We start from the raw sequence: 25,939 nt of genomic DNA, 5'->3' as shown, positions 1-25,939 counted from the left end.
TCGCTCATTTTGCATCGCTTTCATTTCTAAAAACAGGTCTCTTATAACGCTACTACTACTCTTTTTTAAAATAATTTGGTTTGACTTTTCACTCCAAATCCCTTTTGTTTTTTTCTCTATTTCCCACTTTACTTAAAGACTTTCCTCTGCTCTTTTTTTACTCCTTAGCAACTAAAAAGAAGTATATTCTTCTTCGCTATACAACTTCTTTTGGGGCAGTATTTCTTCCTTTTCCGTCCTTGTTTTTAAAGCTTATTTCTACTTGCATACGGTTAAAATAAGCTCAAAAAAAAGGATGAGAATTCGATTCTCATCCTTTTATATTTAGATTTTTTAGTCTGTCTTATTGTTTTTTCAAACGATAATTTTCAGCTAAACTTCCTGTAATTTCATTCCCTTCTTGATCCAAAAGCAATAAACTTCCTTCGTGAACAGCTGCTTGTTTTGTACTTCCATCTTTCAATGTAAGGGTGATTTTATTCCCTGTTGCATCCCATTCATACTTCCCTTCTTCTTCAAAATGTCCGTCTTTTCTATCTTGATAATGGTCTACTAATTTGAACGTTCCATCCTCTTTAAGTTCAATCGTTTCATCGATTCCTGGACAATCTGCACATGGAATAGTTCCGGTATATGTTCCTGCCCAATCTAATGAAGTTTTTGAATTATCTGCCATTACTTCTGTTGGAGTTACTTCTTCAACTGCAGTTGGTTCTGTTGTTTCTTTTACTTCTTTTTTACAACTTGTAAGCGTTAAAACGCTCATTGCTACTACTGTTAATACAGCTAAATTTCTTCTTTTCATTGTGAGATTTTTTATTATTCTGTACATCAAATTTACAACTTATTTTCAATAATTGGTCTTCTTTTATCTCAATAAGACGCAACTATTTCCTGCTATTGTAAAACTACTGTTGATGCTCTATTATGTTATAATATCATACAAGCCGATGACTTAACTTGGCGTCTTTTTGCCTAGTTTGACTTTTACATCCCACTGCTAAAATAGCAATAGCAATCCCGAAGAGTCTCATTATTTTTTTCATTTGTCTTACTTTATCATCTATTCAATTCGCTCTAAATTCTCCGTATACAATCCAACTAAAACACTATTTCCGTTTTGATCTACACGAAGTCCTCCATATTTAGCTTGTTCATATACCGTATCTTTTCCTTCTTGGAAAAAATAACTCTCTGCTCCAACAGCTAGACTAAATCCGTCCCAATTGAAGTATTTTACCGCTACTATTGCGTCTTCCTTCTCTAGTTTAGGCAAAGCAGTACTTATGGCTTTAAAAGTACCTCTATTTTGCTCATCGAGGGTTAGGATCACATACCCGCGTTTGTGTATCTCCTCCTTATTGAGGGTTGTTTCGCGCAATTCATCATTGATTGCGTAATTCAACTGCATATAATCCCCTTGGATTAACGAACGTGGATCAACTGGAGCCAAGCGCAATAATACCAATTTTCCTTCTTGAATCGTTTCTTCTTTTTGCAGGATAGCACGTAGAAAAAACCCAGCGAATACCACTAAGGTCACTGCAATGACAATATTTCTTTTATTTTTCACGGTTCCATCGATTATAAATTACAAATAGCCCTAAAAAGAACAGACCACAGCCCATTAAGATTAGAGATTTAATAAGCAAGCTGACATTTAAATAGTAGTAATATGCACCTAGCGATAAAAGCAACGTGCAAATCGCCAGTACAATTCCTTTATAAAAACGGAACTGAAAAGACCACACCAACAAGAAAAAACTAATGACTAAGGGCATACCAAAACCATGCATAAAAAAGGCCATACCCAAGATGATAACACTTGATATTCCGGTAATAAGCATGGGTTGAGGTAGCGTTACTCGTTGTCCAATTTGCTTGATGGTCCAATAAGTTAAAGCCAGTAATACAATTCCTGCAAAGCCCAAATAAATACGGTGTCCCACCACATGATAATCGAAGAATCTAGAGCGGTTAATCCAATTCGAAGGATCGATCAAGGAGATATTATCTTGAATAATCTCAAAGAAAAAAATTAGAAATAAAGCATTTAGAATCGCATTATAGCGCTGTGACCAGAAGGAATATTTCGTTTTCAGTTCTACTTCTTTATCAAACATAAAGTAAAGACCAACTAAAAGCAGCCAAAATAAGAGTAATGCGCCATAGCCTAAGTGTAGTAGACCGAGGTAATAGACAATCCCATAATACAAACTAATTATGGATAAGAATTGGATAATCTTGCTTTTGAATAGCATAAATCCACCAAAACTCAGTACGATCACACAAAGAAGATTATTACTCTCTCTCCAGCCAAAATCAATACCAGCTGCAATTACGCAAACAAATGCACTGATATAGGTAGCGACAAACACACCATCTCTCAAAGCGGGTTCTGTCTTTTTATTGCCAATAAAACTCAACGCATACAGCACTACTGCAAAGAGCAGGAAACTAACGTACCCCAGTGAATCACCAATTGTAAGAAATAAAAAACCAAAGAAAAATCCCATGGCTAATAAACTACCTAAAATAGCGACTACTTTTAAAAATACATACTTAATAGAGTTTTCTTCCTCTATGCGACTGGCCAATTGCTCGTCAACCCTAACACCTTGTTCTTCTACTTGAAGAAGCAAGTCTTTCCACGAACTACTTTTCATCCTTCCACGCTTTTGATTTATTCGACACTACTTTAATAATGAAGAAGATCGCTCCTATCGCATACAACATATAAACGAGTAGCCCTTCAGCTGCATCCTTAAATATCTTCATCCAAATCATTAAGCCACAGCAAACTGCTGCAATTAAAGCGTAAGAAAACAAGAAAATCTGTTTTTGTATCCATCCCATTACTAGCCCGCCACCAATCAGTATTAAGGCAAGTAATAAGGCAATTACATCTCCATCTAGTTCATTTTCTCTGTAATTTGCTTCATTACTAAAAAGCCACAGACTAAAACCTGTAGTTGCTAGTGCATAGATAGCGATGCATTGTACCTGTTTGTACCAATTGCCAATTTGAAACTGAGGATGTAGCCCTTTAATTTGCGGAAGAAGTAAAAGAGCAAAATTCGTCAGGATTAAATAAATAACTCCAAAGAAAACAGAATCAATTTGCAATACTTGCACTAAGGCTAATATCAACGTTGTATTAGCTAAAATACTAAAGAACAGCCATTGATACGTAGACTGACTAACAAGCGTTAGTGGTGTAACCACAATCAGCCACATTAAAAACAGGTCATAAGCGTTAGCTCCTGTTTGATACGTTTGTCCAAAAACAGCCAGTAACACCCCTAGTAATACGGAAGTAGCGACTAGGCTAATTTTATTGATTGCCTCTTTGACACGTGTCGTTATTGCTCCATAGGCACTGATTAAGATGCCCAATCCAACAAGAGCGAACTTGACACTGGCTGTCATTTGATCCCAATTAAAGGCAAAGAAGAACAGCATACCACTGACCAAAAAACCAATACCACAAATGAGTAGAGCATAATATCCAAACTCCTTCCATTGTTGAGCAGAAGCTAAACCATAGGTTTGATACAGCGTTTTAAAGTGTTGTTCTTCTATTGATGAATGCTCTTGGAGCAAGAACAATTCATGCTTTGTTACTTTCTTTTCTTTTTCTTTCATATGCAATTTATTATCCCCCAAAAGTGCGTATAAACGCGTTTTGTTCTAGGATGCTAAGATTTGAGCCGCGTGATCTTTTGTTTTTACTTTGTCAATAATTTGACTAAGCACACCCTCTTCATTGATTACAAAAGTCATACGGTGAATTCCATCATAGGTTCTACCCATAAACTTTTTAGGTCCCCAAACACCAAAAGCATGAAGTACTTCTTTACTTTCGTCTGCCAACAAAGGAAAAGGCAAACTGTTTTTAGTTATAAACTTCTGTTGTCTTTCTGCCGAATCAGCACTTACGCCTAGTAATTCATACCCCTGTTCTTTTAGTACTTGGTAGTTATCTCTTAAATTACATACCTCTGCTGTACAACCTGGTGTACTTGCCTTAGGGTAAAAAAAGACAACTAATTTCTTTCCTTTGTAATCACTTAATTGATGTTTTACTCCAGCTTGATCTATACCAACAAAATTTGGCGCTTGATCACCAACTTTTAAATGTGTCATTTTATTTTAATTTTTTGTGAATAGTAAAATTACTTTTTTTTTACTTAGGTCAATCATTTTAGATCATCTCTTCTACTTTATCTTATTTTCAATGGGTATTTTTTCTTCTAGTGGACTACTATTTCTTTTATAAAATCACTTACCCATATGATAATCATCTCCTTATAAAAAAACCAACTATTTACTTAAAATCATTCTAAATAACTCTATATTTGCGAACTATATATTTTATTTTTAATAAGTCTAAATAACAACATTAAAGACTTTTAATTTATCTTAGTTTAGTTATGAATCGCATCTATATCGTTATGCTGTCTTGCTGTAGTTTGTCTATGTTCGCACAAACCGAAGCGCAGTTGGACAGTTTATATCAAACCCTACCCACCGATCTTGGTGAAGTTTTTATCCGCGTGAACAAGCCTGTTTTTCAACAGAAAGCAGATAAAATGGTATTTAATGTAGAAAACAGTACCCTATCTGAAGGTAGTACTATTTTAGAAGTACTTGGTCGAGCACCCGGTGTCATTGTTTCACAAGAAGGGGAATTATCCCTTCGAGGAAAAAAAGGAGTGAGTGTGATGATCAATGGCAAATTGAGCTCTTTATCTTCCAAAGAATTAGCCAATTTACTGCGTTCTACCAACTCAAGTGCCGTAAAGAATATTGAAATTATTGCCAATCCTTCGGCCAAATACGACGCAACGGGTAATGCGGGTATCATCAATATTGTATTGAAGAAAAGTGTGCTTGAGGGATTGAATGGCAGTGTTTATACCAGTGTTGGACGAGGAAGGAAAAACCGCATGAACACAGGGATGAACATCAACTACAACCACAAAGGCTGGAGTGTATTTGCCGATTACAGCTATACCTTTAGAGGAGAAGAAGAACGCAAAACTTTTGATCAGGATTTTTTTGATGCTTCTTCCCTACTTACTCGACAAACCGTTCAACACTACAAAACGAGTGAGCCCCTGACATCCAATAATTTTAAATGGGGAACCGACTATCAATTCAACGCTAAAACTTCTATAGGAATCTTATTTGATGCTAAAATTGGTCGTTATGAAAACAAATCCAAAGGAATTAGCGATGTTTATGCCCCTGTTTCAACCTTGTATTCCTCCATTGCAACGGATAATTACAACGACGAACATTGGTATGACTATACCTATAGCGTACATGGAACGCATCAATTTACAGAAGAAGGAACGCGTTTAGATTTTGATATTGAATACGAACAATCTAAATTTAGGTCACTCCAAACGCAGCTCCAAGAAACACTGGTAGCTACTGCGGATGCTTATCCCAACCGAAGAGGAAAAATCCCTTCCACATTGCGTGTTTTCAATGGAAAATTAGACTTTACAATTCCTCTTTGGGACAATCATACGTTAGAAACGGGTTGGAAATCAACGGTAAAAACCAACGACAATCCATCTGTCTATGAAATAGAGGAAAACAACCAATGGGCGATTGATCCGATTACAACCAATCACTATGATTACAAGGAGCAAATTCACGCCCTATATGCCAATTATAAAGCCACTTGGGATCATTGGCAAATTCAGGTCGGACTGCGCAATGAATATACCGATCGTACCATCAACCAAAAAACGACAGCAGAGCACCATCAAATGGATTACAATAAATTATTCCCTAGTGCTTCCATCAAATATGAAACAGATCAGGCGCATAGCTACTATGCTTCTTATAGTAAACGCATCAATCGACCAAGTCATTTTGATTTAAATCCTTTCCGTTTTTACAACGATCCTTTCAATTACTGGCAAGGAAACGTAAACGTCAGACCCGAAATTACGCATGCCACAGAGGTTGGATATAGTTGGAGTAAGTATTTGATCGCTTCGATTTATTTTAGTCAGACCAATGATGTTATGACGCAAGTATATTCCTATGAACAGAATCAAACTATTATGGTTAAAACGCTAGAAAATCTGAGCAAGTCTTACCATTATGGAGCTACTATAACTGCCACGGCTAATCCCACAGATTTTTGGACATTAAGCAGTATGTTTAACTTGTTTAACAACCAATACAAAGGAACTTACCAAGAAACAACGATTGACAGTAAGCAAGTTGCTTTTACACTCAATGCTCAAAATAGCTTTACTTTTTCAAAAGGAATAAAAGCCGAAATCAATGCGCAGTATTTTTCTAAGTCGAACATTGGTTTATATAAAAGAGATGCTTACTTCGATCTAACAATTGGAGCATCTAAGAGCGTCTTCAAAGATAAGGGAAGTATTAAGTTAGCCTTGACTGACGTATTAAAAACCAATAACTTCACAATTATTGGTGATAACTTTGATTCGAAGGTGAAACAGAAATACGACTTAGATAGTAGAATTGCAACTTTGTCGTTTAACTATAAGTTTTAAATAACAACCAACCAACTAGTTCAACCCATATAAAATTGAAAAAGCCAACTCAATGAGTTGGCTTTTTTTACCATAAAATCTAGACGTGGCTACTTGTCTTATTTGATTTCCAACAGTGTTGTTGTTTATTTTTAAGATCCCTTTCTACCCTTCTTGTTTGAAGGCGTCTTCTTGAAGTGGGGAACTTGCGTTTTATTTTGAGTTGCAAAGTAGTTCAAATAATCTGAATGACAAAGTCTTAAAATAGTTTTACTAAAATATCTAAATAAAATAATATAAATCAGATTATAAATCCAACTTTAACACTATATCCATAAACTTTACTCGAAAAAACATAATAATCAGTAAGAACGCTATAAAGACAATAGCAAGAATTGTTCTATTAATTGAATAAATGCACCATATTCTGTTTGGTTCTTCTTGACTAAACGCTCCCAAACCAATGCAGACACTTCTATTTTAGTGCTATTGCTATCTGTATACACGCGATTGCCTGTCAAATTTTTTGTCAAAGTTGCCGATTGATTACGTCCTTTAAACGTCATATCTCCAGAAAAATCGGTTTGAATATCCCAAGACTTTTGCTCGCCTTCATTTTTTACCTGGAGGATTCCAAAAATATCTTCTTTGGCGGTTAGTTTTTTCCCACGATTATCTTCAATCGTCAACTTTCCGAAAATATCAATACCATAGGTAGCTTCATACCCACTAATCTGCATATAATCTAGGATCAAATCTTGAAAAAACATAGACTTAACATCCAATTCATTGTAATTAGACCCCATCTTCTTTTGTAAATAGGCTTTATTAAATTTCAGGGTATTATGATTTGAATCTGTAAAGGTCAAATCATCAAAGACATTTTTCTTTAGTTTAGCATTATACTGATCTGCTTTATAGACTAAATCATTAAAAACATCTTGTTGAATGCGCTGTCCATAGGCAACGAAAGAACAAAGGATGAAGGCAATACTCATCCCCAAACTATACCAGTGATTTATTTTCTTCTTCATGGTTTATGTTTTTAGTTTTGTGTCAACTTTTTTGCTTTTTCCCAATATACATCCATTTCCTCTAAGTTCATCTCAGGCAAGGCTTTATGTTCTTCCTGAATTAATTGCTCCATCGTTTGAAAACGCGTCAAAAACTTGTGATTTGTCTGACTCAATGCATGTTCAGGATCTATACCTACAAAGCGTGCATAGTTTACTAAGGAAAATAAAATATCTCCAAATTCCTTTTCCATTAAAGCCTGATTACCCGCTACTTCTTCTGCTTTAAACTCTTGTATTTCTTCCTCTACTTTTGCCCATACATCCGTTTTATCACTCCAATCGAAACCAATACCACTTGCTTTCTCTTGCATACGCAACGCTTTAATAATCGCTGGTAAACTTGTTGGAACGCCTTCTAATACTGATTTTCTTCCGGCTTTCAATTTGAGTTGCTCCCAATTTTGAAGTACTTCTTGTTCGTTTTCTACTTTTGTATCTCCGTATATATGAGGATGTCTATAGATGAGTTTATCACAAATGCCATCCGCAATTGTTTTCACATCAAATAACCCTTGTTCGCTTCCTATTTTAGCATAAAACACAATGTGCATCAGCAAATCTCCCAACTCTCCTTGCATTTCTGTGGGGTCTCCAACCGAGATACTATCCGCTAATTCATAGACTTCTTCAATGGTCAAAGAACGCAGCGATTCAAAGGTTTGTTTCTTATCCCATGGGCATTCAACCCTTAACTCATCCATAATGGTTAACAAACGTCCTATAGCTTCTAATTTTTCTTGTTGTGTATGCATAGCGAATTGTATTATTTTCCTTGTAAAAATAAAAAAGCTCGTTGTATAACGAGCTTTTTATCTATTCTTTTTTCTTATTTGCTTTCTTCAACTGCTTCTTGAAAAGCCTCTTGAATTAATCCTCTTTTTTGTACGATATTATACCAGTTCAATACTTTTTTAATATCAGAATTGTAAACGCGCTCTGAATCATAGTTTGGCAATACTTCTTGGAAGTAAGCTACTAATTCTGGATCAGAAGCTTTGTGAGAAATAGCCTCTCCATTGTTTTCTTTTGTTGCAATATTTTTAAATACGTCAAAAAGTTTAATTTCTCCTTCGTGCGTATATATTGAGATTTCAGATAATAAACTAACGTTGTTTTTTAATCCTACTGTGCTTCTTTTCCCGTCAACTAATGATTCTGCAATAAATCCTGTGCGTGTTTGAACAATTAACTCAAATAATCCTGGCTTACCAGAAATAGCTAATACTTTTTCTAAACTCATTTTCTAAAATTTTTCTTTTGTAACAAATATCTTAATTACTTCTTAATTTCCAATTTTTTATCTACCTTTTTTAGCAGCAAATTTCATTTTATAGTCTGTAAACACTTTACCTTCCATAATATTCTTTAATCGCTTCGCTATTAATTTCTTTTTAAGGCTTGATAATTTATCTGTAAATAGAATTCCTTCAATGTGATCATACTCATGTTGAATTACACGTGCAGCTAATCCATTGATTGTTTCTGTATATTTCGTGAAATTCTCATCACAGTATTCAATTGTAATCTGTTCTTTACGTACAACAAGTTCGTGTACATCTGGAATACTTAAACATCCTTCATTAAACGCCCACTCTTCTCCTTCTTCCTTAATTATTTTAGCGTTGATAAAGGTTCTCTTATACTTAGTTAAAAATTCTTTCTCTTCTGGTGTATTATCTTCAATTTCTGCAAATGGAGCACAATCAACTACAAATAGACGAATAGGTAATCCCACTTGAGGAGCTGCTAATCCTACTCCACTAGCCGAATACATCGTATCGTACATATTAGCAATTAATTCATCTAGATTTGGATAATCTTTTGTTATGTCTTCTCCTACTTTACGTAAAACAGGATCTCCATAACCAACAATTGATAGTATCATAGTTGTTCTTTTGTAACTTTATTGATTAAAACGATTGCAAAATTAGTCAAATTTATAGTATTCTAGCAGACTACAAAACTTTTTTCGATTTAACTTTTTGCCTTATTGGTTTATCATTTGGTCTTTTGAAGTGAAATAGTTCAATACAAAACGAAGGAGTTTTTAATTAATTTACTGATTACTAATTTTTTAAAAGGTTACATTATTGTATTCACTCCTACATTTAGTCTCTCCCTCTCTCTTGTTGTATTCTTTTTCTAAAAAATAAATTCTAGACCTATTTCTTTCTATTCACCGTAAATGATAGAAAAAAACTTTCCTCGATAGAAAGCTTTTGCGACCTAGGCCTTATATTTCTTTGTCTTTTAAGAATGCAACGAGTTGACTAACCGCTTTTCCTCTGTGACTTACTGCATTTTTTTCTTCTAGGGTTAATTCTGCAAATGACTTAGTCATGCCTGTAGCTTGAAACAAAGGATCATAACCAAACCCGCCTTCTCCTTGTGCTTCTTTTAGAATTTCACCTTCAATAATACCTGTAAACAAATGCTCTTCTCCATTGTAATGCAAGGCAATTACCGTTTTGAAATTTGCTTTTCTATCAGTCTTCGATTCTAACTCGCTCAATAGTTTCGCATTATTCGCTTGATCATTTTTGTCCTCTCCAGCGTATCGTGCTGAATATACACCTGGTGCACCTGCTAAAGCATCCACTTCTAATCCCGAATCATCAGCAAAACAGTTGAATCCATAGTGTCTTTTGATGTAATTTGCCTTTAATAAAGCATTCCCTTCTATGGTATCTGCTGTTTCTGGTATATCTACCATGCAGCCAATATCTTCTAAACTCAATATTTCTATTGAATCTGGTACTTGATTTTTAATTTCTTTGATTTTGTTCTTATTGTTTGAAGCAAATATGAGTTTCATTGCACTTAGTTTAAGTTGAGTAGTCAAAATTACGAAATGAAAAGGAGAGTTTGTTCTTGAATTAACACAAAAAAAAAGAACAAACTCATTACGAGTTTGTTCTCCTCATTCACCTTATCAATTACTAACCTAGTAAAAGAAAATTTTTCGTCTTATTTGTGTAAGAGACTCTGATAAAATTTTAACTCAACCATTTTATATCAAAAAATAGAATCTCACACGTATAAATAAGCGCTTGTTGTTTCCCTTCACAAGTTTTAACCTGATACAATAGTACTTCTAAATCAGTTTACAGCAGTAAAAAGCATACTCAAACGGATGAAATTAGAACTCAACCGTTGATAGTGTTTACTCAATTGGTTGGGGGGGGGGGGGGGTTGGGGTTATGGGTGAAGGGTTATGGGTCTGGGGTTATGGGAATAAAAAAAGGAGTTGTATACAACTCCTTCCTTTTTTATTATTCTCAATGGTATGTTTGACAGTGAACAGTTGCCCAGACTAATCTAGTTACTTGGCAAATTGCCATTTGCCACTACAGGGTTTTACATCAAATCGCCTCATCCTCTCACCTTCTCACCCTCTATCTCACCGAGTTGCTATTTTGTTTTGGTGTTTGATGAATATATCTCACCTAGTTTATATTGATTTTGGTGTTCGATGAATCTACACTTCGTTTCGATTTTCACTTCGTTTCGATTTCACCATCTCACCATCTCACCTTCTCACCCTCTCACCTTCTATTATTTTTTATATTCTCTCACCACTTGATTGATGCGACCAAAGATTGTTTTTCCTTCTTTATCCATCATCTCAATTTCGATACGATCTCCAAATTGCATAAATGGTGTAGTAGGTTTTCCGTCTTTAATTGTTTCTAAACAACGAACTTCTGCTAAACAGCTTGATCCTGTTGGACTTCCTTGATTGGCTACAGTTCCTGATCCAATCACTGTTCCAGCCATTAGTGAACGTGTTTTTGCAGCGTGTGCTACTAATTGTCCAAAATTGAAGGTCATATCTACTCCTGCATTTGGCGATCCTACTAATGTTCCGTTTAACGTTGAGTGTAAAGGCAAATGTAATTTTCCTTCTTTCCAATCGTCTCCTAATTCGTCTACTGTTACCATAACTGGTGCGAAAGTAGTCCAAGGTTTAGATTGATAGAATCCGAATTGCTTCCCTAATTCTGCTGGAATTAAGTTTCTCAACGAAACATCATTCAATATCGTAACTAATTTGATATGTTTCAATGCTGTTGCTACATCTACTCCTGGAGGAACATCGTCCGTAATAACGGCTACTTCTGATTCAAAGTCAATTCCCCACTCTTCTTTTTCGATTAGAATATCATCAGTTGCTCCAATAAAAGCATCTGAAGCTCCCATATACATCAATGGATCTGTCCAGAATGATTCTGGCAATTCTGCATTTCTCGCTTTACGTACTAATTCAACGTGTGTTACATAAGCACTACCATCTGCCCAGTGGTACGCTCTTGGAATCGGCGCCATTACTTTAGCAGTTGTAAAATCGATAATATTAGATAGTTTTCCTGCGTTTAAGTTGTCATACACCTCTTTTAAAAGTGCCTCTTTAGTTGCCCATTGATCTAATGCTGCTTGCATTGTAGTTGCAATTTCACTAACTACAACTGCTTTTGTCAAATCTTTTGAAACAACGACTAATTGACCATCTCTTGTGCCATTGTTGATACTAGCTAATTTCATGAATTTATATTTTTAGTTTTTATTGTTGGTTTACTTTTTTTCTATTCTTCGCTAAGCTTCAAAAAAGAAAAGCCGAAGGTATAAAAAAATAAGAGAATACTATAATTTCGTTTAGTTCCTCTTTCTTCTATTTTTTATGCTTTAGAGAGCTTGATTTACAACTCGTTTAATGGTTTGGGCTACTCCATCTTGATCATTGGTCGGAATTTTATGCTGCGCCAAAGCTAATATTACAGGATGTGCATTGCCTACTGCATAGGTATTGGCCTGTAATTCCAACATCCCTTTATCATTTAAGTTATCTCCAAAAAGATGTAAGTCTTTTCCTTGAATAGCGTAGTGTTCTTGTAAATACGCAATTGCGTTTTCTTTTCCTAACTTCAATACGATCTCTACATAAGCAGCTTCAATGCCTTTGATTTTTAAAATGCGTTGGGCTTGCCAATCGTAAATTACAGCACCATTATTAAGGACCACGGGGAAATTCCAAGATACTTGTTGAATCACTTTAGCAGCACTTGTCAGTCCTCTTGCTGTGGCAAACCCTACTTTATGTAAACTACCTGCACTTATATCTTGTAGTATTTGTTCACTTTCATAGCTTAAATATCCACTGCTATTCAGCAAGGTTCCATCTAAATCTGTTATAAATATTTGTTCCATTCTGTCTTATTCGTTTAACATAGCAATGAATACCTCCAACATCAATTCGTCTGTGGTCCAAGAGGTTATTAATCGAATAGCCGCATATTCTGCATTAATGGATTTCCATACATAAAAATCAAATTTCTCCTGTAAGTGATAAATCAGCGCAATAGGTAAAATAGGAAAAATTTGATTGCTCGAAGGTTCAACTAAAAAAGAATAGCCTTGGGCTTGAAAAGCTTCTGCTAATTTCATCGCCATATCATTGGCGTCTTTCGCTAATTTAAAATACAAATCATCTTGAAAAAGAGCTAAAAACTGAATGCCTAGTACTCTTCCTTTAGCAAAAAGTGCGCCTCTTTGCTTGAGGCTATAATCAAAATCAAGCGCTAATTTTGGTTGTGGAAATACAATAGCTTCCCCAAATAAAGCACCATTTTTGGTTGCTCCAATATAAAAAACATCAACCAATTCAGCTATTCGTTCTAAGGTTAGATCATTCGTAGATGCAGTTAAAGCATGTCCCAAACGGGCACCATCCATAAAAAGAAGTAGTCCTTCTGCTCTACAGCAATCCGATAACGCTTTCAATTCACGCTCACTATAAATCGTTCCAACTTCTGTCGTGTTCGAAATGTACACTACTTTTGGTTTTACTACATGTGGACGCAATTGGAAAGAAGCTAACGTCTGTTTAATTTGCGTAGCAGTAATCTTCCCATCTTTACTTTCGATGGGAATTACCTTGTGGCCTGTTGCTTCAATAGCTCCTGTTTCATTGGCGTAAATATGGCCTGAATGTGCGCTAATTACGGCTTCATGTGGACGCAATAGAAATGAAATAACCAATAAATTGGCTTGTGTTCCTCCAGATACAAAGTAAATTTCAGCCTCCGGTTTATTGAGTTTGCTACGCAGTAAATCTTTCGCTTCTAGCGTATACTCATCACTGCCGTATCCGTTTTGTTGTATGAAATTGGTTTCTACTAATTTATCTAATATTGCAGGGTGTGCCCCTTCTGCATAATCTATTTTGAGGTTGTACATGTCGTCATCTTTAGGTTAAGTAAAAATAGGGCTTTCTTGTTCAACGTACGATGATTAAAGGGAAAACTTTGATAAAAAAAGGAATTGTACTTCTTTTTTACGTTTAAAAAGTGTAATTTTAAATAAAAATCGAAAGATATGAATCACAAGAAATTATACGCAGGTAGCGAAGTTATGGTTTTAGCAGTGCGAAACTTATTAGAAGAACACAACATTGCTTACATTATTCGCGATGATATTGAAGCTGGACGCAGTGCTGGTTATGGTACTTTAGGAAAAGCTGTTCACGTATTTGTTGAGGAGCAAGATTTATCTCGAGCAGAGGCTTTATTGAAAGAAAGCAATATTGAAGAATAACCTTGCTATTTATATGGTTACAAGTATAAAGGTATTGATATAGAAATCTCAATTTGTTCTCTACATAAAAATTATGTTAGAAAGAAAAAGGGGCAAAACCATAGTTTTGCCCCTTCTTTATTTAACCCAATTAACATGTAGGATTATGATCAAAATATTGCTTTTTTTGATCGCTTTTTTGTTTTTTCGATTCTTTGCTTTTTTGTTAGACTCTTCTTCTATTTTGTTTTTTTGCTTTTTCGATTCTTTGTCTTTTCGTTAGATTATTCTTTACAGAACTAATTCATTCCTTTACTTCAAATGAAAAAATGTGTTTTGATTGAATCATTCAACAAAAAAGCGAAAAAACAACCTACGTAAAAACAAATACCCCCTCTATTTTGCTTTAATGCGGCTCAACGTTTCTTGAGAAACTCCTAAATAAGAAGCGACGATTTTATTTGGTAATCGCTGTACAATCTGTGGACTTTGACATAATAAATCCTGGTATCGCGTTGCAGCATCCATCGTGACCATAGCAAATAGTCTACTTGTATTATTGATATAGGCAAATTCTAAATACTTGCGATAGAACTTCTCCCATTGTGGAATCGTATCCAACAGTTCATAAAAATGATGGTGTGTAATCACATAGACTTCACTTTCTTCTAATGCTTGCATGTATTCTTCAGCACTATCTCCTTGAATAAAACTGACTAAGGTAGTAGCGAACTGATTCTCAAAGGCGAAAAAACGCGTAGTATCTTGTCCTGCTTCATTGATATAAAAAATGCGCAAGCATCCTTTACAGACAAAATACAGTTTTTGCGTTTGCCCAACTCCTGCATTTAACTGGGCTCCTTTTTTTAATTTTTCGTATTTGAAATAAGAAAGAATCTGATCTAGTTCTGCCTCCGTCACTTCAATTCGATCTTGGATATAGGCTATTAATTGTTTCATTGCAATTATTTTTCACTAACAAAAGTACGATAATACACTACATCAGCAATCGTTAAGACCGTCATTTTATGTTCTAAAGCAAACGCAATCGCCTCAGGAAGACGCGCCATTGTTCCGTCGTCATTCATCAACTCACACAACACTGCTTCAGGGGGTAAACCCGCTAACTTCATCAAATCTACACTTCCTTCTGTATGTCCATTGCGTTCTAATACACCTCCATTTTTTGCACGTAACGGAAAGATATGTCCTGGTTTGGATAAATCCGCTGGCGCTGCATTTTTATTGCTTGCCGCGCGCACTGTTGTTAAACGATCTGCTGCTGATAATCCAGTGGTTACTCCTTTTGCTGCTTCAATCGTAATGGTAAAAGGTGTTTGAAATTGACTCGTATTTTCTGTCACCATAAATGGTAATTCTAATGTATCTGCTTTGTCATTAGTTAGACATAAACAAATGACCCCACTACAGTATCGGATTAATAAAGCCATATCTTGCTCCGACATCAAATGGGCTGAAAAAATCACATCCGCCTCATTCTCTCTATCGTTATCATCCAAAAGCAGCACTCCTTTTCCAACTTTTAAAAAGCTCAACGCTCGTTCTACTCTCTCTTGGCTTGTTTTTCCAAATTCTTGAAGTTTATCTTCCATTTTATTTTTTAATTAATTGTTCTGCGTATTTTCTAGCTCTTGGGATAATGATAAAAGCCGATCCGTAAGCCACGGGAAGCATCACACTCCACGCTTTTAAAAACAGAAAAAACCATCCTTCCTGAAATCCATAATTTCGAATTAAACCTACAAATGCCATAATTAACGTCATCGGAATTACAACAAACAAGGTATTCACATACTTGTAATACTTCGTATTCATATTTTTTATTTTTTGATAGGACAAAGTTCTTGTTCTAAAGGACCAAAAGCATTGATATAGGTCAATAAATGGTTATTTGTGAGGTTTGTTGCAAGAGGTTTTTTTGTTTTTTTTGTTGGGGGGTTATGGGTTAAGGGTGAGAATGGTGAGAGGTCAGGCGATGAGATTCGACATAATAAAATCTTCTTACTAGAAAATAAATTAACTTAAAAGCAAAAAACATGGTTACAAAAGACAATTTACCTCCAACGTAAGTCAAATAAAGAGCGTCAAATGTTTGAAAAGGCTGTAAAAATAAAAGGTGTTTGAGCGTAGCGAGTTCTTTTATTTTCAGACTTAAAAACTAATTTGACCTTTATTTGGGTTAGTTGAAGGGTTTTTTGTTTCTTTTTTACCCTTTAAAAAAGAAAGGATTACTCTTTGTGAGGTTTGCTCTTTGTGAAATCGTGAAGTTGTAAAATTTATCGATTAATGGAAAATTTACAGGGTTAGAGATTATGGGTTAAGGGTGAGAATGGTGAGAGGTCAGGCGATGAGATTCGACATAATAAAATTTTCTTTACAAGAGAAAACGTATCCTATCGAAATGTCATGCTGACGCAGGAAGCATCGCATTTGTTACTCTAGCATTACGTGAGCGCGAGATACGACCCTTCCTTCGTCAGGACATACTGTGGGTGATAGTCTGAATGAGAATACGAGGTTTGTTTTTTGCAAGAGTTTTTTTGCAAATCGCCTTTAATCGATAAATCCTACAACTTCACAAAAGACAAAAACGCGACCTAGCAAACAATAGAAAACTAATTTGACCTTTATTTGGGTTAGTTGAAGGGTTTTTTGTTTCTTTTTTACCCTTTAAAAAAGAAAGGGGGGCTCATCGCCTCACCCTCTCATCGCCTCTTATTCAACTCTTATTCAACTCTTATTCAACTCTTATTCAACTCTCCTTGGAGATTCCTTCGACTTTCCTTCGACATTCCTTCGACAAAAGGGCCTATTTCCCTAGTATACTCCAAGGAATCTCCAAAGAATGTCGAACAAAGGCACTATGAGATTAAAGGTTAACAGTTATGAGTTATGGATGAGGCGGTGTGATGTTAGGTGATGAGATTCGACATAATAAAATCTTCTTTACAAGAGAAAACGTATCCTATCGAAATGTCCTGCTGACGCAGGAAGCATCGCATTTGTTACTCACATTTGCTGGAGAGTTGTGGGGGTTGCTTTTTGTGAGGTTCGTACTTTGTGAGGTTTGCTCTTCGCCTCACCCTCTCATCATCTCATCGTCTTTTTTTTATAATTTATCTTGTTACTTGGCAAATTGCCATTTGCCACTACGGGATTTTACATCTCATCGTCTCATCGTTTCATCGTCTCATCGTCTTTTTTTCATAATTTATCTTGTTACTTGGCAAATTGCCATTTGCCACTACGGGATTTTACATCTCACCCTCTCACCGCCTCACCCTCTCATCGCCTACCCCATACCCTCTTTCCAAAAAAAAAGACTATTCATCAAGGAATAGTCTTTTGAAAATAAGGATATTATGCTCTTATAGTTCATCGGCGTGTAATGTTTGTGAGATTTTTTCAAGATTCAAACTATTAGCCATGGCGGAGAAGATTTCATGATAGGTTTGTTTGTTGTCATACAACACTTCATGAATTCCACTTTCTACGACTTGACCTTTTTCCATTACGACAATATGATGTGCATCAATAATTTGCGAGATACTATGGGAAACAATAATAACGGTTCTATTTTCTTTAATGGCATCTAAGCTTCGTTTAATTTGTTCTGTTGCAATGGCATCTAAACTGGCTGTTGGTTCATCCAAGAAGATGATTGCAGGGTCTTTTAGGAACAAACGCGCAATAGCAATACGCTGTTGTTGTCCTCCAGATAGCAATCGAGCATCTGCATCATACCCTTGGGGTAAGTCCATGATTTGCTCATGAATATAGGCTTTTTTTGCAGCTTCCTTAACTTCTTCAAGGGAGGCTGTTTCATCACCATAACGGATATTTTCTTCTATGCTTCCTTGGAAAATATGGTTCTTTTGTAATACTAAACCAATATGCTTGCGCAGTTCTTTCGTATCATATTCCCTCAAATCAACGCCATCCAATAGAATTTGCCCTTGATTGGGTTCATAAAACTTATCTAACAAATTGATCACAGTACTTTTTCCTGCTCCACTCAACCCAACTAACGCGGTTGTTTTATTGGGTTCAATTAGCATCGAAACGTCCTTTAGTGCTTTTGTTCCGTTGGGATAATTGAAGGATACATTTTTCAATTCAATACGGCCTTCTATTTTTTGAGGAATATAAGTACCCGAAGATTCTTCTTCTTGGGCTTCTAGTATTTCAAAAAAGCTTTCCGAATAGATCATCGCATCATTGACATCGTCATAAATTCGGTGCAATTGGCGAATAGGCGCTGTAACGTTATTAAATAGCAAGACGTGAAACATAATAGCACCCACGCTCATTTGTCCTTTTAATACAAAATAAGTAGTCAACAAAATAATCACAACCAATCCAAATTGCTCAATAAAGCTTTTTACTGAATCAAACACAAAGCTAGTTTTACGCGTATACAGCTGGTTTTCTGTCATATCGTATTGAATTTCTTCGTGTTTTTTTGATTCTAAAGGCTCACGCACAAAAGATTTAATCACGGTAATGGAATTGATTAACGAGATAATACCATTATTTTTATTTTCTCGATAACTTCTCATCTTACGTCTAAAGCCTTTGAGTTTCTTGGCTTGCAGTTGACTTACATAGAAATAAAGCGGAATCATCGCTGTACTGACTAATCCGATATACACATTAGCCGAATAAATAAAAAACAAGGCTACAATCGCATTGGCAAATAGCGGCAAAATATCAATGAAGAAATTCTGTACCAAACGCGTAATACTACTAATACCTTGGTCAATACGGGTTTGTAATTTTCCACTGTCATTCTCTTCCGAAGTATAAAATGCCATTTTGAAGGTCAAAATGCGCTCAACTACCAATTGAGAAATATCTCTTGACGTATAAATACGCAGTTTTTCACCAAAATAGCGCTGTCCAAACTGTATGCAACTAAAGGCAATTTCTTTGACAATTAAAATGACACTGCTCCACAGTAACACTTGAAAACCCCAATCTAGCGTTTCTTCCTTATTCACTACGAGGTTGAGTGCATCGACCAAATAACGCAGGACTAAGGCATTCGTTTGAACCGCAATAGATCCCACCGCAGTTAATACTAATGTTCCTATTACTAATCCTTTATAAGGTACTATAAAAGGTTTTATTTTCTTTAATATGGTATATAAATTCATGCAACAAAGGTATTATTCTCTAGCTAGTTAATTCTTGACTTGTGTCAATAAATCAACTAAAAATCGTCCATGGTATTCTAATTTTTGCAGTACATTTAAAAATAAAATATACATCATGATTATTCGTCCTGCAGTTTTAGAAGATATGCCAGCACTTCAATTGCTTTATCAAAAACAATTTGCTGATTTACAACGTCATCAACCTTATTCTTTTAAAGCAGACCTCCCTGCTCTTTCCTTTCTACAAGAAACGATTGAAGAGGAAGATGGTGAATTTCTACTTGCCTTTGATCAAGATCAACTCGTTGGGATGACGGCTTTATTTATTGAACAAACCCTGCCGTACGAATGCTTTGTTTCACATCGCTATCTCAATTTTGCCGATCTTTATGTTGAGGAAGCCTATCGAAACCAAGGTCTTGGCAAACAACTCATTCAAGCTGTAAAAGATTGGGCAAAACAAAAACAAGTAGATTATATCGAACTGCTTGTACTGAAACAAAATTCAAAAGCGTTACAATTGTATTTGGAACAGGAATTTGAAATTGTACACACCACAATGCGTTATCGATTGGACTAAATTTTAAACTTTAATTTATTTAGAATAAATATAAACAATTATCTTTGCCTTTTAAAATAATTCAAAAAAAGAATGAAACTATCGTTCCCGCATTTGGTAGGGCTTCTTGTGATATTCTTGTCAACGTCCAATCTAGTTGCACAAACACCTATTGTTATTGGCCAAGAATATACCCTCGAATCTCAAATTTTACAAGAGCATCGAAAAATTCAAATCTATCTTCCTACAACTTATAATGATAGTACCTTAACTCCGCAACACTATCCTGTTGTTTATCTGTTGGATAGCGAAAGTAATTTCAATTATCTTACGGCTTATATTGAGAAACTATCCAAATATCCTTATCCTTCAATCCCGGAGATGATTGTTGTAGGAATTGTCAATACGAATCGCACTAGAGATTTAACTCCAACGGTGCGAAAAGAAAACGTCATGACTGCGGAACAAAAAGCAAAGATCAAAGGAGAATCAGGAGGGAATGACTTATTCTTTCAGTTTTTGGAAAAGGAAGTTAAACCATTTGTACAGCAGGAATTTAGGACGAGTGCCTATGCTATTCTACTCGGGCATTCTTTTGGTGGTATCACCGCTTTAAACAATTTATTGAACTATACGAGTATGTTTCAAGCCTATATTGTGCATGATCCTAGTATTTGGTGGGATGATACCTATATCCTTCAATCTTATCAAGCGAATGCGACGAAAGATTTTCAACATCGAAAGCTATTTTTAACCCAGGTTGGTGATAGTGAAAACAAAGGTCATCTAGAAGATCACTATAGTGCTATTCAGGCGTTTAATACCTATTTAAGTCAGCATCAACCAAAACATCTAGCCTATCGCTTTCAACAATATGAGGGCGAAAATCACGGGACTATTCCAATGAAAGGAAACTTAGACGGATTGCGTTATATTTTTGAGGATTATCCCTTAAATTTCAAAGCCATTCAACATGATCCTGCTTTAGTTCGCACTACTTTTAAACGTTTAAGTGAATCCTTACATTTCGAATTTCAACCCAACGAAGCTTATTTAAGGTATATTATTTCTTACTATGCCAAACAAAAGAATACGGATCTTGTTGATTATTTTATTGCCTATTGCTTGGAACTATATCCAACAAGTAGCATTCGTCAAGATATGCAATCCAACATTTAGAGGTAAATGATTCCCTCAAAGATTAGGAATCTTCACCCAATATTTGTTGTATGCTCCAACTATTATGATGTAATTTATCTTTTATATACAAGATACAGTAAGTCCCCACTACTGCTTATTTACATTTATGTTGTTTCTAATCTATAAGCAAAGTATCATAAAAGCAAAAAGTCTACATTCCTGTAGACTTTTTTTGTTCTTTATTTTATAATCTCAACAATAATTTCTCTGTTTCAACTCCGTCAATTCCTTCGTGAGAGGTATGAAAAACCACCTTTCCATCTGCAATAATCAACAATTGAGGCGATTCATGTTGTACTTGAAATCGATCAGCAATATCTAAAGAAACCAAGCGGTCCTTTTTTACATCTACCATATAACAAGCAACTTCTGTGGGATTTGTAAATGAGCGTTCAAAATTTCTCAACGCCATTTTACTAATGTAACAAGTCGTACTATTTTTAAAAATAATACAAGGTTTTGTTGATGTATTGGCAATTACCTCTGATAAAGCAGTAGTTTCTGTTAGTTCAATCCAGTTCATAAGACATTTTTTCAGTTAAATAGAATTATCCTTCCCTAATAAATGACGTTTTGTCACAATTATATACAAATATAGAAAATATTTTGGACAGAAAGTCGTAAATTTAAGATTGGAATACATCTTGTAAAAAGTATGATACAACACAAAAAAATTAGAATATGAACTTGAACAATTTTACAATAAAATCACAAGAAGCCTTGCAACGTGCACAGGTTATTGTGCAGGGATTAGGCCAACAACAAATAGAGAACGAACATTTATTCAAAGCTATTTTAGAAGTAGATGAAAATGTTACGCCCTTTATTTTAAAGAAATTAAATATCAACGTGAGTGCGTTTGAATCTGCATTAGATGCAACGATTCAACGTTTTTCTAAAGTAGAAGGTGGACAAATCGGTTTATCTCGAGATGCAGCTACTGCTTTAACTGAAGCACAAGCGATTGCGACAAAGATGAAAGATGAGTACGTATCCATCGAACATTTGTTGTTAGCGATATTCAAATCAAAAAGCACAGTAGCACAAATGCTCAAAGATCAAGGTGCTACAGAAAAGCAATTGGAAGCGGCTATTCAAGAAATACGCAATGGAGCACGTGTAACTTCTGCTTCTGCGGAGGAGACCTATAATTCACTGAACAAATATGCCAATAACTTAACGAAGTTGGCTTATGAGGGTAAATTAGACCCTGTTATTGGACGTGATGAGGAGATTAGACGTGTTTTGCAAATTCTGAGCCGTCGTACGAAAAACAACCCGATGCTAATTGGTGAACCTGGAGTGGGTAAAACAGCAATTGCGGAAGGTTTAGCGCATCGTATCGTTCAACAAGACGTACCAGAGAATTTGAAAGATAAACAGATTTTCTCTTTGGATATGGGAGCCCTAATTGCGGGTGCGAAATACAAAGGAGAGTTTGAAGAGCGATTAAAATCAGTCGTTAAAGAGGTGACCACTTCTGAGGGACAGATTATCTTGTTTATTGATGAGATTCACACCTTAGTTGGTGCTGGTGGTGGTGAAGGTGCAATGGATGCTGCGAATATCTTAAAACCTGCCCTAGCGCGTGGAGAACTGCGTTCGATTGGTGCAACGACATTGGATGAGTATCAAAAATACTTTGAAAAGGATAAAGCCTTAGAGCGTCGTTTCCAAAAGGTTATCGTTGATGAACCTGATACCGAGAGTGCGATCTCTATTTTACGTGGTATCAAAGAAAAATATGAGGCACACCACAAAGTACGCATCAAAGACGAAGCGATTATTGCGGCAGTTAATTTATCTGAACGCTATATTACCAACCGTTTCTTACCCGATAAAGCCATTGACTTAATGGATGAGGCTGCAGCTAAGTTGCGTATGGAAATTAACTCTAAGCCAGAAGAATTGGACGTTTTAGACCGTAAAATCATGCAATTGGAAATTGAGATTGAAGCGATTAAACGCGAAAATGACGAGGATAAATTAAAATTGCTCGGCTTAGAAGTAGCCAATTTAAAAGAAGAGCGCAATGAGATTTTTGCGAAATGGCAATCTGAAAAAGAGGTTGTTGACCGCGTACAAACGTGTAAACAAGAGATTGAAACCTTTAAGTTAGAAGCGGAGAAAGCGGAACGTGAAGGCGATTATGGAAAAGTTGCGGAATTGCGTTATGGCAAAATAAAACAGGCACAGGAAGAGCTTGAAAAAGCACAGGCACAACTTGAAGAAAATCAAAAAGGACATTCCTTAATCAAAGAGGAAGTAACGAGTGATGATATTGCCGAAGTAGTAGCCAAATGGACCGGAGTGCCAGTAACTAAAATGCTGCAAAGTGAAAGAGAAAAACTCTTACACTTGGAAGATGAGCTACACAAACGCGTAGTTGGACAAGAAGAAGCTATTGAAGCAATTAGTGATGCCGTACGTAGAAGTCGAGCTGGTTTACAAGATCCTAAAAAACCAATTGGTTCGTTCTTGTTCTTGGGAACTACTGGGGTTGGTAAAACCGAATTAGCTAAAGCTCTAGCAACCTATCTCTTCGATGATGAAAATGCAATGACGCGTATTGATATGAGTGAATACTCTGAGCGCCATAGTGTGAGTCGATTGGTTGGTGCGCCTCCAGGATATGTTGGATATGATGAAGGTGGACAATTAACGGAAGCCGTAAGAAGAAAACCGTATTCTGTTGTACTCTTAGATGAGATTGAAAAAGCGCATCCTGACACGTTTAACATTCTTCTTCAAGTATTGGATGAGGGACGTTTAACGGACAACAAAGGACGCTTGGCTGACTTTAAGAATACGATTATCATTATGACATCCAACATGGGTAGTCACATTATTCAAGAGAAATTTGAGCAAATCAATGACCTTGAACAAGCATCTGAAGAGGCAAAAGAAGAAGTACTGAATGTGTTGAAACAATCGGTACGTCCGGAATTCTTGAACCGTATTGATGAAGTAGTCATGTTTACTCCTTTAACGCAAGACAACATCCTTCAAATTGTTAATATCCAACTCCAAGGAGTGATGAAAATGTTAAGTGAGCAAAACATCCACCTAGAAGCTACAAAAGAAGCGAAAGAATTCTTAGCTCGCAAAGGGTTTGACCCACAATTTGGTGCAAGACCTGTAAAACGAGTAGTTCAACGCGAAGTACTGAACAAGCTTTCAAAAGAAATTTTGGCTGGTAATGTCAAAGCAGAGAGTATGATTTTACTCGATTCATTTAACGATGAATTAGTTTTTAGAAATAAATAATATTTTTAGGGGGCGAATTTCATTCGCCCCCTAAACTATATTCAAAAAAAGAAAAATATATACTTCAGTACTAAACCTAATCCCTAACACTTATTTTTAAGCATGTTTACGTGTAATAAAAATTATTATCCATTGAAAGTAAAACTGGAATAGACCTTAATCACCACTACTTTTTCTTATTTTCAAGCCCGCCTCTTTTTTCGGCAACACGCAACATAAACATTTTTATATTTCTTTTGTAATTCCTCGACTACTATATCTAATGGCACTGGTTCATCTGTGCCACTTAATGCTACAGCATATGGAAAACCTTCTTTATTTTTATTCATATCTTTACGAATCGTATCTAGAGCTACCTCTTTGTTAGATAAATATCCCATTCCTGTTTCAGGATCCTGCGCAGGCAAATATGGAGGAGTTATTAGTTGATTAGGGATTCTTCTATTTGCCCTATAACTATCTCTTATTACACCTAAATTTCGTTCTCCTCTCAGAATTTGTGGTATGCTTATCCATAGTAATTTTCCTCTCTTAGCATAAAAACCAACCCTAGATGAAGATCTAAAGGTGTCTTTTTGTAAAGGACCTCCATGTGCAAATAAAACAACAGTATCAAGCTTTTTTTGATTCTCCAACTTTGGACTTACAATATGTAACTCAAATTCTCGTCCCTGCCACTTTATTTCGCTAGTTTTGCTTTCAACATTTAAAAATCCTTCTGTGAAAGAATCGCTTAAAATATTTTGCTTACTCGAAACATTGTACGCTCCTGTCTTCGGTTTAGAGTAAACCCCCGTTGCTGAACCCGCAATTCCCAATCCAAGCGAAGCCCAACCTAAATTGGCCGATAGCTCTGGATCACTATTGCCAACAGCAATACTAGCAATTCCCGTTGCCTCTGCAGCTAAACTAAGGGTCAGGGATATACTCGCCATCGCGACTCCCATTGCAGCAGCAGAAGCACCAAAGGTTGCAACAGCACTAACAATTCCAATAATCCCTAAAGCAATTCCTCCGCCTGCACCTAATCGGCCCAATCCCTGCGCAATTACCCCTCCAGAGAACAACCCCGCTGTTCCCATAGCACTGTGCCCCGAAGGATCAATGAGGTTAATCGGATCGCCTGCACAATACGCATAAGCATTGATTCCACCCTCTCCAAATGGGCTCATGCTATCGGGACAAGTAAAACGCATCAAGACGGGGCTATACGAACGATATCCATTGCCCAAGTGGTAATGCCCACTGATCGGATCTTTGCGCTCCCCATTATAAGCAGGTAGATATTCTTCTGCTTCTCCCTGTCCATATGCTCCATATTGGTGTAGTTCTCCTTGAGAATCACTGTTTTTCACCGACCACAACAAGCTTTCATTCTGCCCATTTGCCGTTAAGATAACGTCCTGGTCATCGTTGACCGCCAAGCACGTCGCTCCACTTTTAATCCAACGCACTTTCTTATCCTCTTCCACCAGTACTTGATTGACCAGTTCCCCTGCGCGGTAATACAACTGGTAATTCTGATCTCCCGCTACGGTTTGATTGACCAATTGATTATTCGCG

24 protein-coding genes are annotated in these 25,939 nt (G+C 36.1%); 5 read left to right on the top strand and 19 right to left on the bottom strand.

The window, feature by feature from the left end:
• Positions 1–343: 343 nt before the first annotated feature.
• From ACUTSE_RS08605 to bcp, 5 genes are all read right to left on the bottom strand, one after another.
• Positions 344–805, bottom strand: coding sequence for a copper resistance protein NlpE (locus tag ACUTSE_RS08605; RefSeq protein WP_259188529.1), 462 nt, complete (start codon positions 803–805; stop codon positions 344–346).
• Between the two features lie 258 nt (positions 806–1,063).
• Positions 1,064–1,573 (bottom strand): GDYXXLXY domain-containing protein, encoded by a 510-nt coding sequence (locus ACUTSE_RS08600; protein ID WP_445639909.1) that lies wholly within the window; start codon positions 1,571–1,573, stop codon positions 1,064–1,066.
• Positions 1,563–2,666, bottom strand: a complete 1,104-nt coding sequence (locus tag ACUTSE_RS08595) for a DUF4401 domain-containing protein (RefSeq protein ID WP_445639908.1) — start codon at positions 2,664–2,666, stop codon at positions 1,563–1,565. Before ACUTSE_RS08595 ends, ACUTSE_RS08600 begins: the two co-directional genes overlap by 11 nt.
• Positions 2,656–3,645, bottom strand: coding sequence for a DUF2157 domain-containing protein (locus ACUTSE_RS08590; RefSeq protein ID WP_445639907.1), 990 nt, complete (start codon positions 3,643–3,645; stop codon positions 2,656–2,658). The genes ACUTSE_RS08595 and ACUTSE_RS08590 overlap by 11 nt, the downstream gene beginning before the upstream one ends.
• A 45-nt stretch (positions 3,646–3,690) precedes the next feature.
• On the bottom strand, positions 3,691–4,146 hold the full coding sequence (gene bcp / locus ACUTSE_RS08585; RefSeq protein ID WP_002992284.1) for a thioredoxin-dependent thiol peroxidase: 456 nt from the start codon (positions 4,144–4,146) through the stop codon (positions 3,691–3,693).
• Between the two features lie 287 nt (positions 4,147–4,433).
• Between bcp and ACUTSE_RS08580 the strand changes: the two genes are divergently transcribed.
• On the top strand, positions 4,434–6,548 hold the full coding sequence (locus ACUTSE_RS08580; protein WP_445639906.1) for a TonB-dependent receptor domain-containing protein: 2,115 nt from the start codon (positions 4,434–4,436) through the stop codon (positions 6,546–6,548).
• Between the two features lie 353 nt (positions 6,549–6,901).
• Here ACUTSE_RS08580 and ACUTSE_RS08575 read toward each other — a convergent pair whose 3' ends face one another.
• The 8 genes from ACUTSE_RS08575 to ACUTSE_RS08540 form a co-directional block, all read right to left on the bottom strand.
• Complete coding sequence (locus ACUTSE_RS08575; protein ID WP_445639905.1) at positions 6,902–7,561, bottom strand: hypothetical protein; 660 nt, start codon at positions 7,559–7,561, stop codon at positions 6,902–6,904.
• A gap of 11 nt (positions 7,562–7,572) precedes the next feature.
• Positions 7,573–8,355, bottom strand: coding sequence for a nucleoside triphosphate pyrophosphohydrolase (gene mazG / locus ACUTSE_RS08570; protein ID WP_445639904.1), 783 nt, complete (start codon positions 8,353–8,355; stop codon positions 7,573–7,575).
• A 74-nt stretch (positions 8,356–8,429) separates the two neighbouring features.
• Positions 8,430–8,843, bottom strand: coding sequence for a DUF5606 family protein (locus tag ACUTSE_RS08565; protein ID WP_002992276.1), 414 nt, complete (start codon positions 8,841–8,843; stop codon positions 8,430–8,432).
• 57 nt (positions 8,844–8,900) lie between these two features.
• A complete protein-coding gene (def, locus tag ACUTSE_RS08560; RefSeq protein ID WP_002992275.1) occupies positions 8,901–9,488 on the bottom strand; it encodes a peptide deformylase in 588 nt (195 codons plus the stop codon).
• Between the two features lie 348 nt (positions 9,489–9,836).
• Positions 9,837–10,418: a non-canonical purine NTP diphosphatase gene (locus ACUTSE_RS08555; RefSeq protein WP_002992273.1), complete on the bottom strand. Its 582-nt coding sequence runs from the start codon at positions 10,416–10,418 to the stop codon at positions 9,837–9,839.
• Positions 10,419–11,158: 740 nt separating this feature from the next.
• Positions 11,159–12,145, bottom strand: a complete 987-nt coding sequence (locus ACUTSE_RS08550; protein ID WP_445639903.1) for a fumarylacetoacetate hydrolase family protein — start codon at positions 12,143–12,145, stop codon at positions 11,159–11,161.
• Positions 12,146–12,286: 141 nt separating this feature from the next.
• Positions 12,287–12,808, bottom strand: a complete 522-nt coding sequence (locus ACUTSE_RS08545; protein ID WP_445639902.1) for an HAD family hydrolase — start codon at positions 12,806–12,808, stop codon at positions 12,287–12,289.
• A gap of 6 nt (positions 12,809–12,814) precedes the next feature.
• Complete coding sequence (locus ACUTSE_RS08540; protein WP_445639901.1) at positions 12,815–13,837, bottom strand: threonine aldolase family protein; 1,023 nt, start codon at positions 13,835–13,837, stop codon at positions 12,815–12,817.
• Positions 13,838–13,975: 138 nt separating this feature from the next.
• Here ACUTSE_RS08540 and ACUTSE_RS08535 point away from each other — a divergent pair, with 138 nt between their 5' ends.
• A complete protein-coding gene (locus tag ACUTSE_RS08535) occupies positions 13,976–14,194 on the top strand; it encodes a putative signal transducing protein (RefSeq protein WP_002992263.1) in 219 nt (72 codons plus the stop codon).
• A 375-nt stretch (positions 14,195–14,569) separates the two neighbouring features.
• Here the strand turns inward: ACUTSE_RS08535 and ACUTSE_RS08530 are convergent, their stop codons facing one another.
• The 4 genes from ACUTSE_RS08530 to ACUTSE_RS08515 all read right to left on the bottom strand — a co-directional run bounded on the left by ACUTSE_RS08530 (position 14,570) and on the right by ACUTSE_RS08515 (position 19,350).
• The gene (locus tag ACUTSE_RS08530) at positions 14,570–15,133 is read right to left on the bottom strand and encodes a Crp/Fnr family transcriptional regulator (RefSeq protein ID WP_002992259.1); all 564 of its coding nucleotides are present in this window, start codon (positions 15,131–15,133) and stop codon (positions 14,570–14,572) included.
• Positions 15,134–15,138: 5 nt separating this feature from the next.
• The gene (gene ribB, locus ACUTSE_RS08525) at positions 15,139–15,786 is read right to left on the bottom strand and encodes a 3,4-dihydroxy-2-butanone-4-phosphate synthase (RefSeq protein ID WP_445639900.1); all 648 of its coding nucleotides are present in this window, start codon (positions 15,784–15,786) and stop codon (positions 15,139–15,141) included.
• A gap of 1 nt (position 15,787) precedes the next feature.
• Complete coding sequence (locus ACUTSE_RS08520) at positions 15,788–16,009, bottom strand: DUF2798 domain-containing protein (protein WP_115090261.1); 222 nt, start codon at positions 16,007–16,009, stop codon at positions 15,788–15,790.
• A 1,553-nt stretch (positions 16,010–17,562) separates the two neighbouring features.
• Entirely contained in the window at positions 17,563–19,350 is a 1,788-nt protein-coding gene (locus ACUTSE_RS08515; protein ID WP_445639899.1) for an ABC transporter ATP-binding protein, read from the bottom strand.
• A 115-nt stretch (positions 19,351–19,465) separates the two neighbouring features.
• Between ACUTSE_RS08515 and ACUTSE_RS08510 the strand changes: the two genes are divergently transcribed.
• A complete protein-coding gene (locus ACUTSE_RS08510) occupies positions 19,466–19,930 on the top strand; it encodes a GNAT family N-acetyltransferase (RefSeq protein ID WP_445639898.1) in 465 nt (154 codons plus the stop codon).
• Positions 19,931–20,002: 72 nt separating this feature from the next.
• Entirely contained in the window at positions 20,003–21,088 is a 1,086-nt protein-coding gene (locus ACUTSE_RS08505; protein ID WP_445639897.1) for an alpha/beta hydrolase, read from the top strand.
• 205 nt (positions 21,089–21,293) lie between these two features.
• On the opposite strand, the gene ytxJ is transcribed toward ACUTSE_RS08505, so the two are convergent.
• Entirely contained in the window at positions 21,294–21,632 is a 339-nt protein-coding gene (gene ytxJ / locus ACUTSE_RS08500) for a bacillithiol system redox-active protein YtxJ (RefSeq protein ID WP_445639896.1), read from the bottom strand.
• A 158-nt stretch (positions 21,633–21,790) separates the two neighbouring features.
• Between ytxJ and clpB the strand changes: the two genes are divergently transcribed.
• On the top strand, positions 21,791–24,376 hold the full coding sequence (clpB, locus tag ACUTSE_RS08495) for an ATP-dependent chaperone ClpB (protein ID WP_445639895.1): 2,586 nt from the start codon (positions 21,791–21,793) through the stop codon (positions 24,374–24,376).
• 182 nt (positions 24,377–24,558) lie between these two features.
• On the opposite strand, the gene ACUTSE_RS08490 is transcribed toward clpB, so the two are convergent.
• Positions 24,559–25,939, bottom strand: a 1,381-nt coding sequence (locus tag ACUTSE_RS08490; protein ID WP_445639894.1) for an RHS repeat-associated core domain-containing protein, incomplete at its 5' end; no start/stop codon positions are given.

It is taken from the genome of Myroides sp. TSA_177.3, assembly GCF_052691955.1.
Note: the sequence above shows the minus strand (reverse complement) of the source record. Positions and strands in the feature narration are given on the sequence as shown.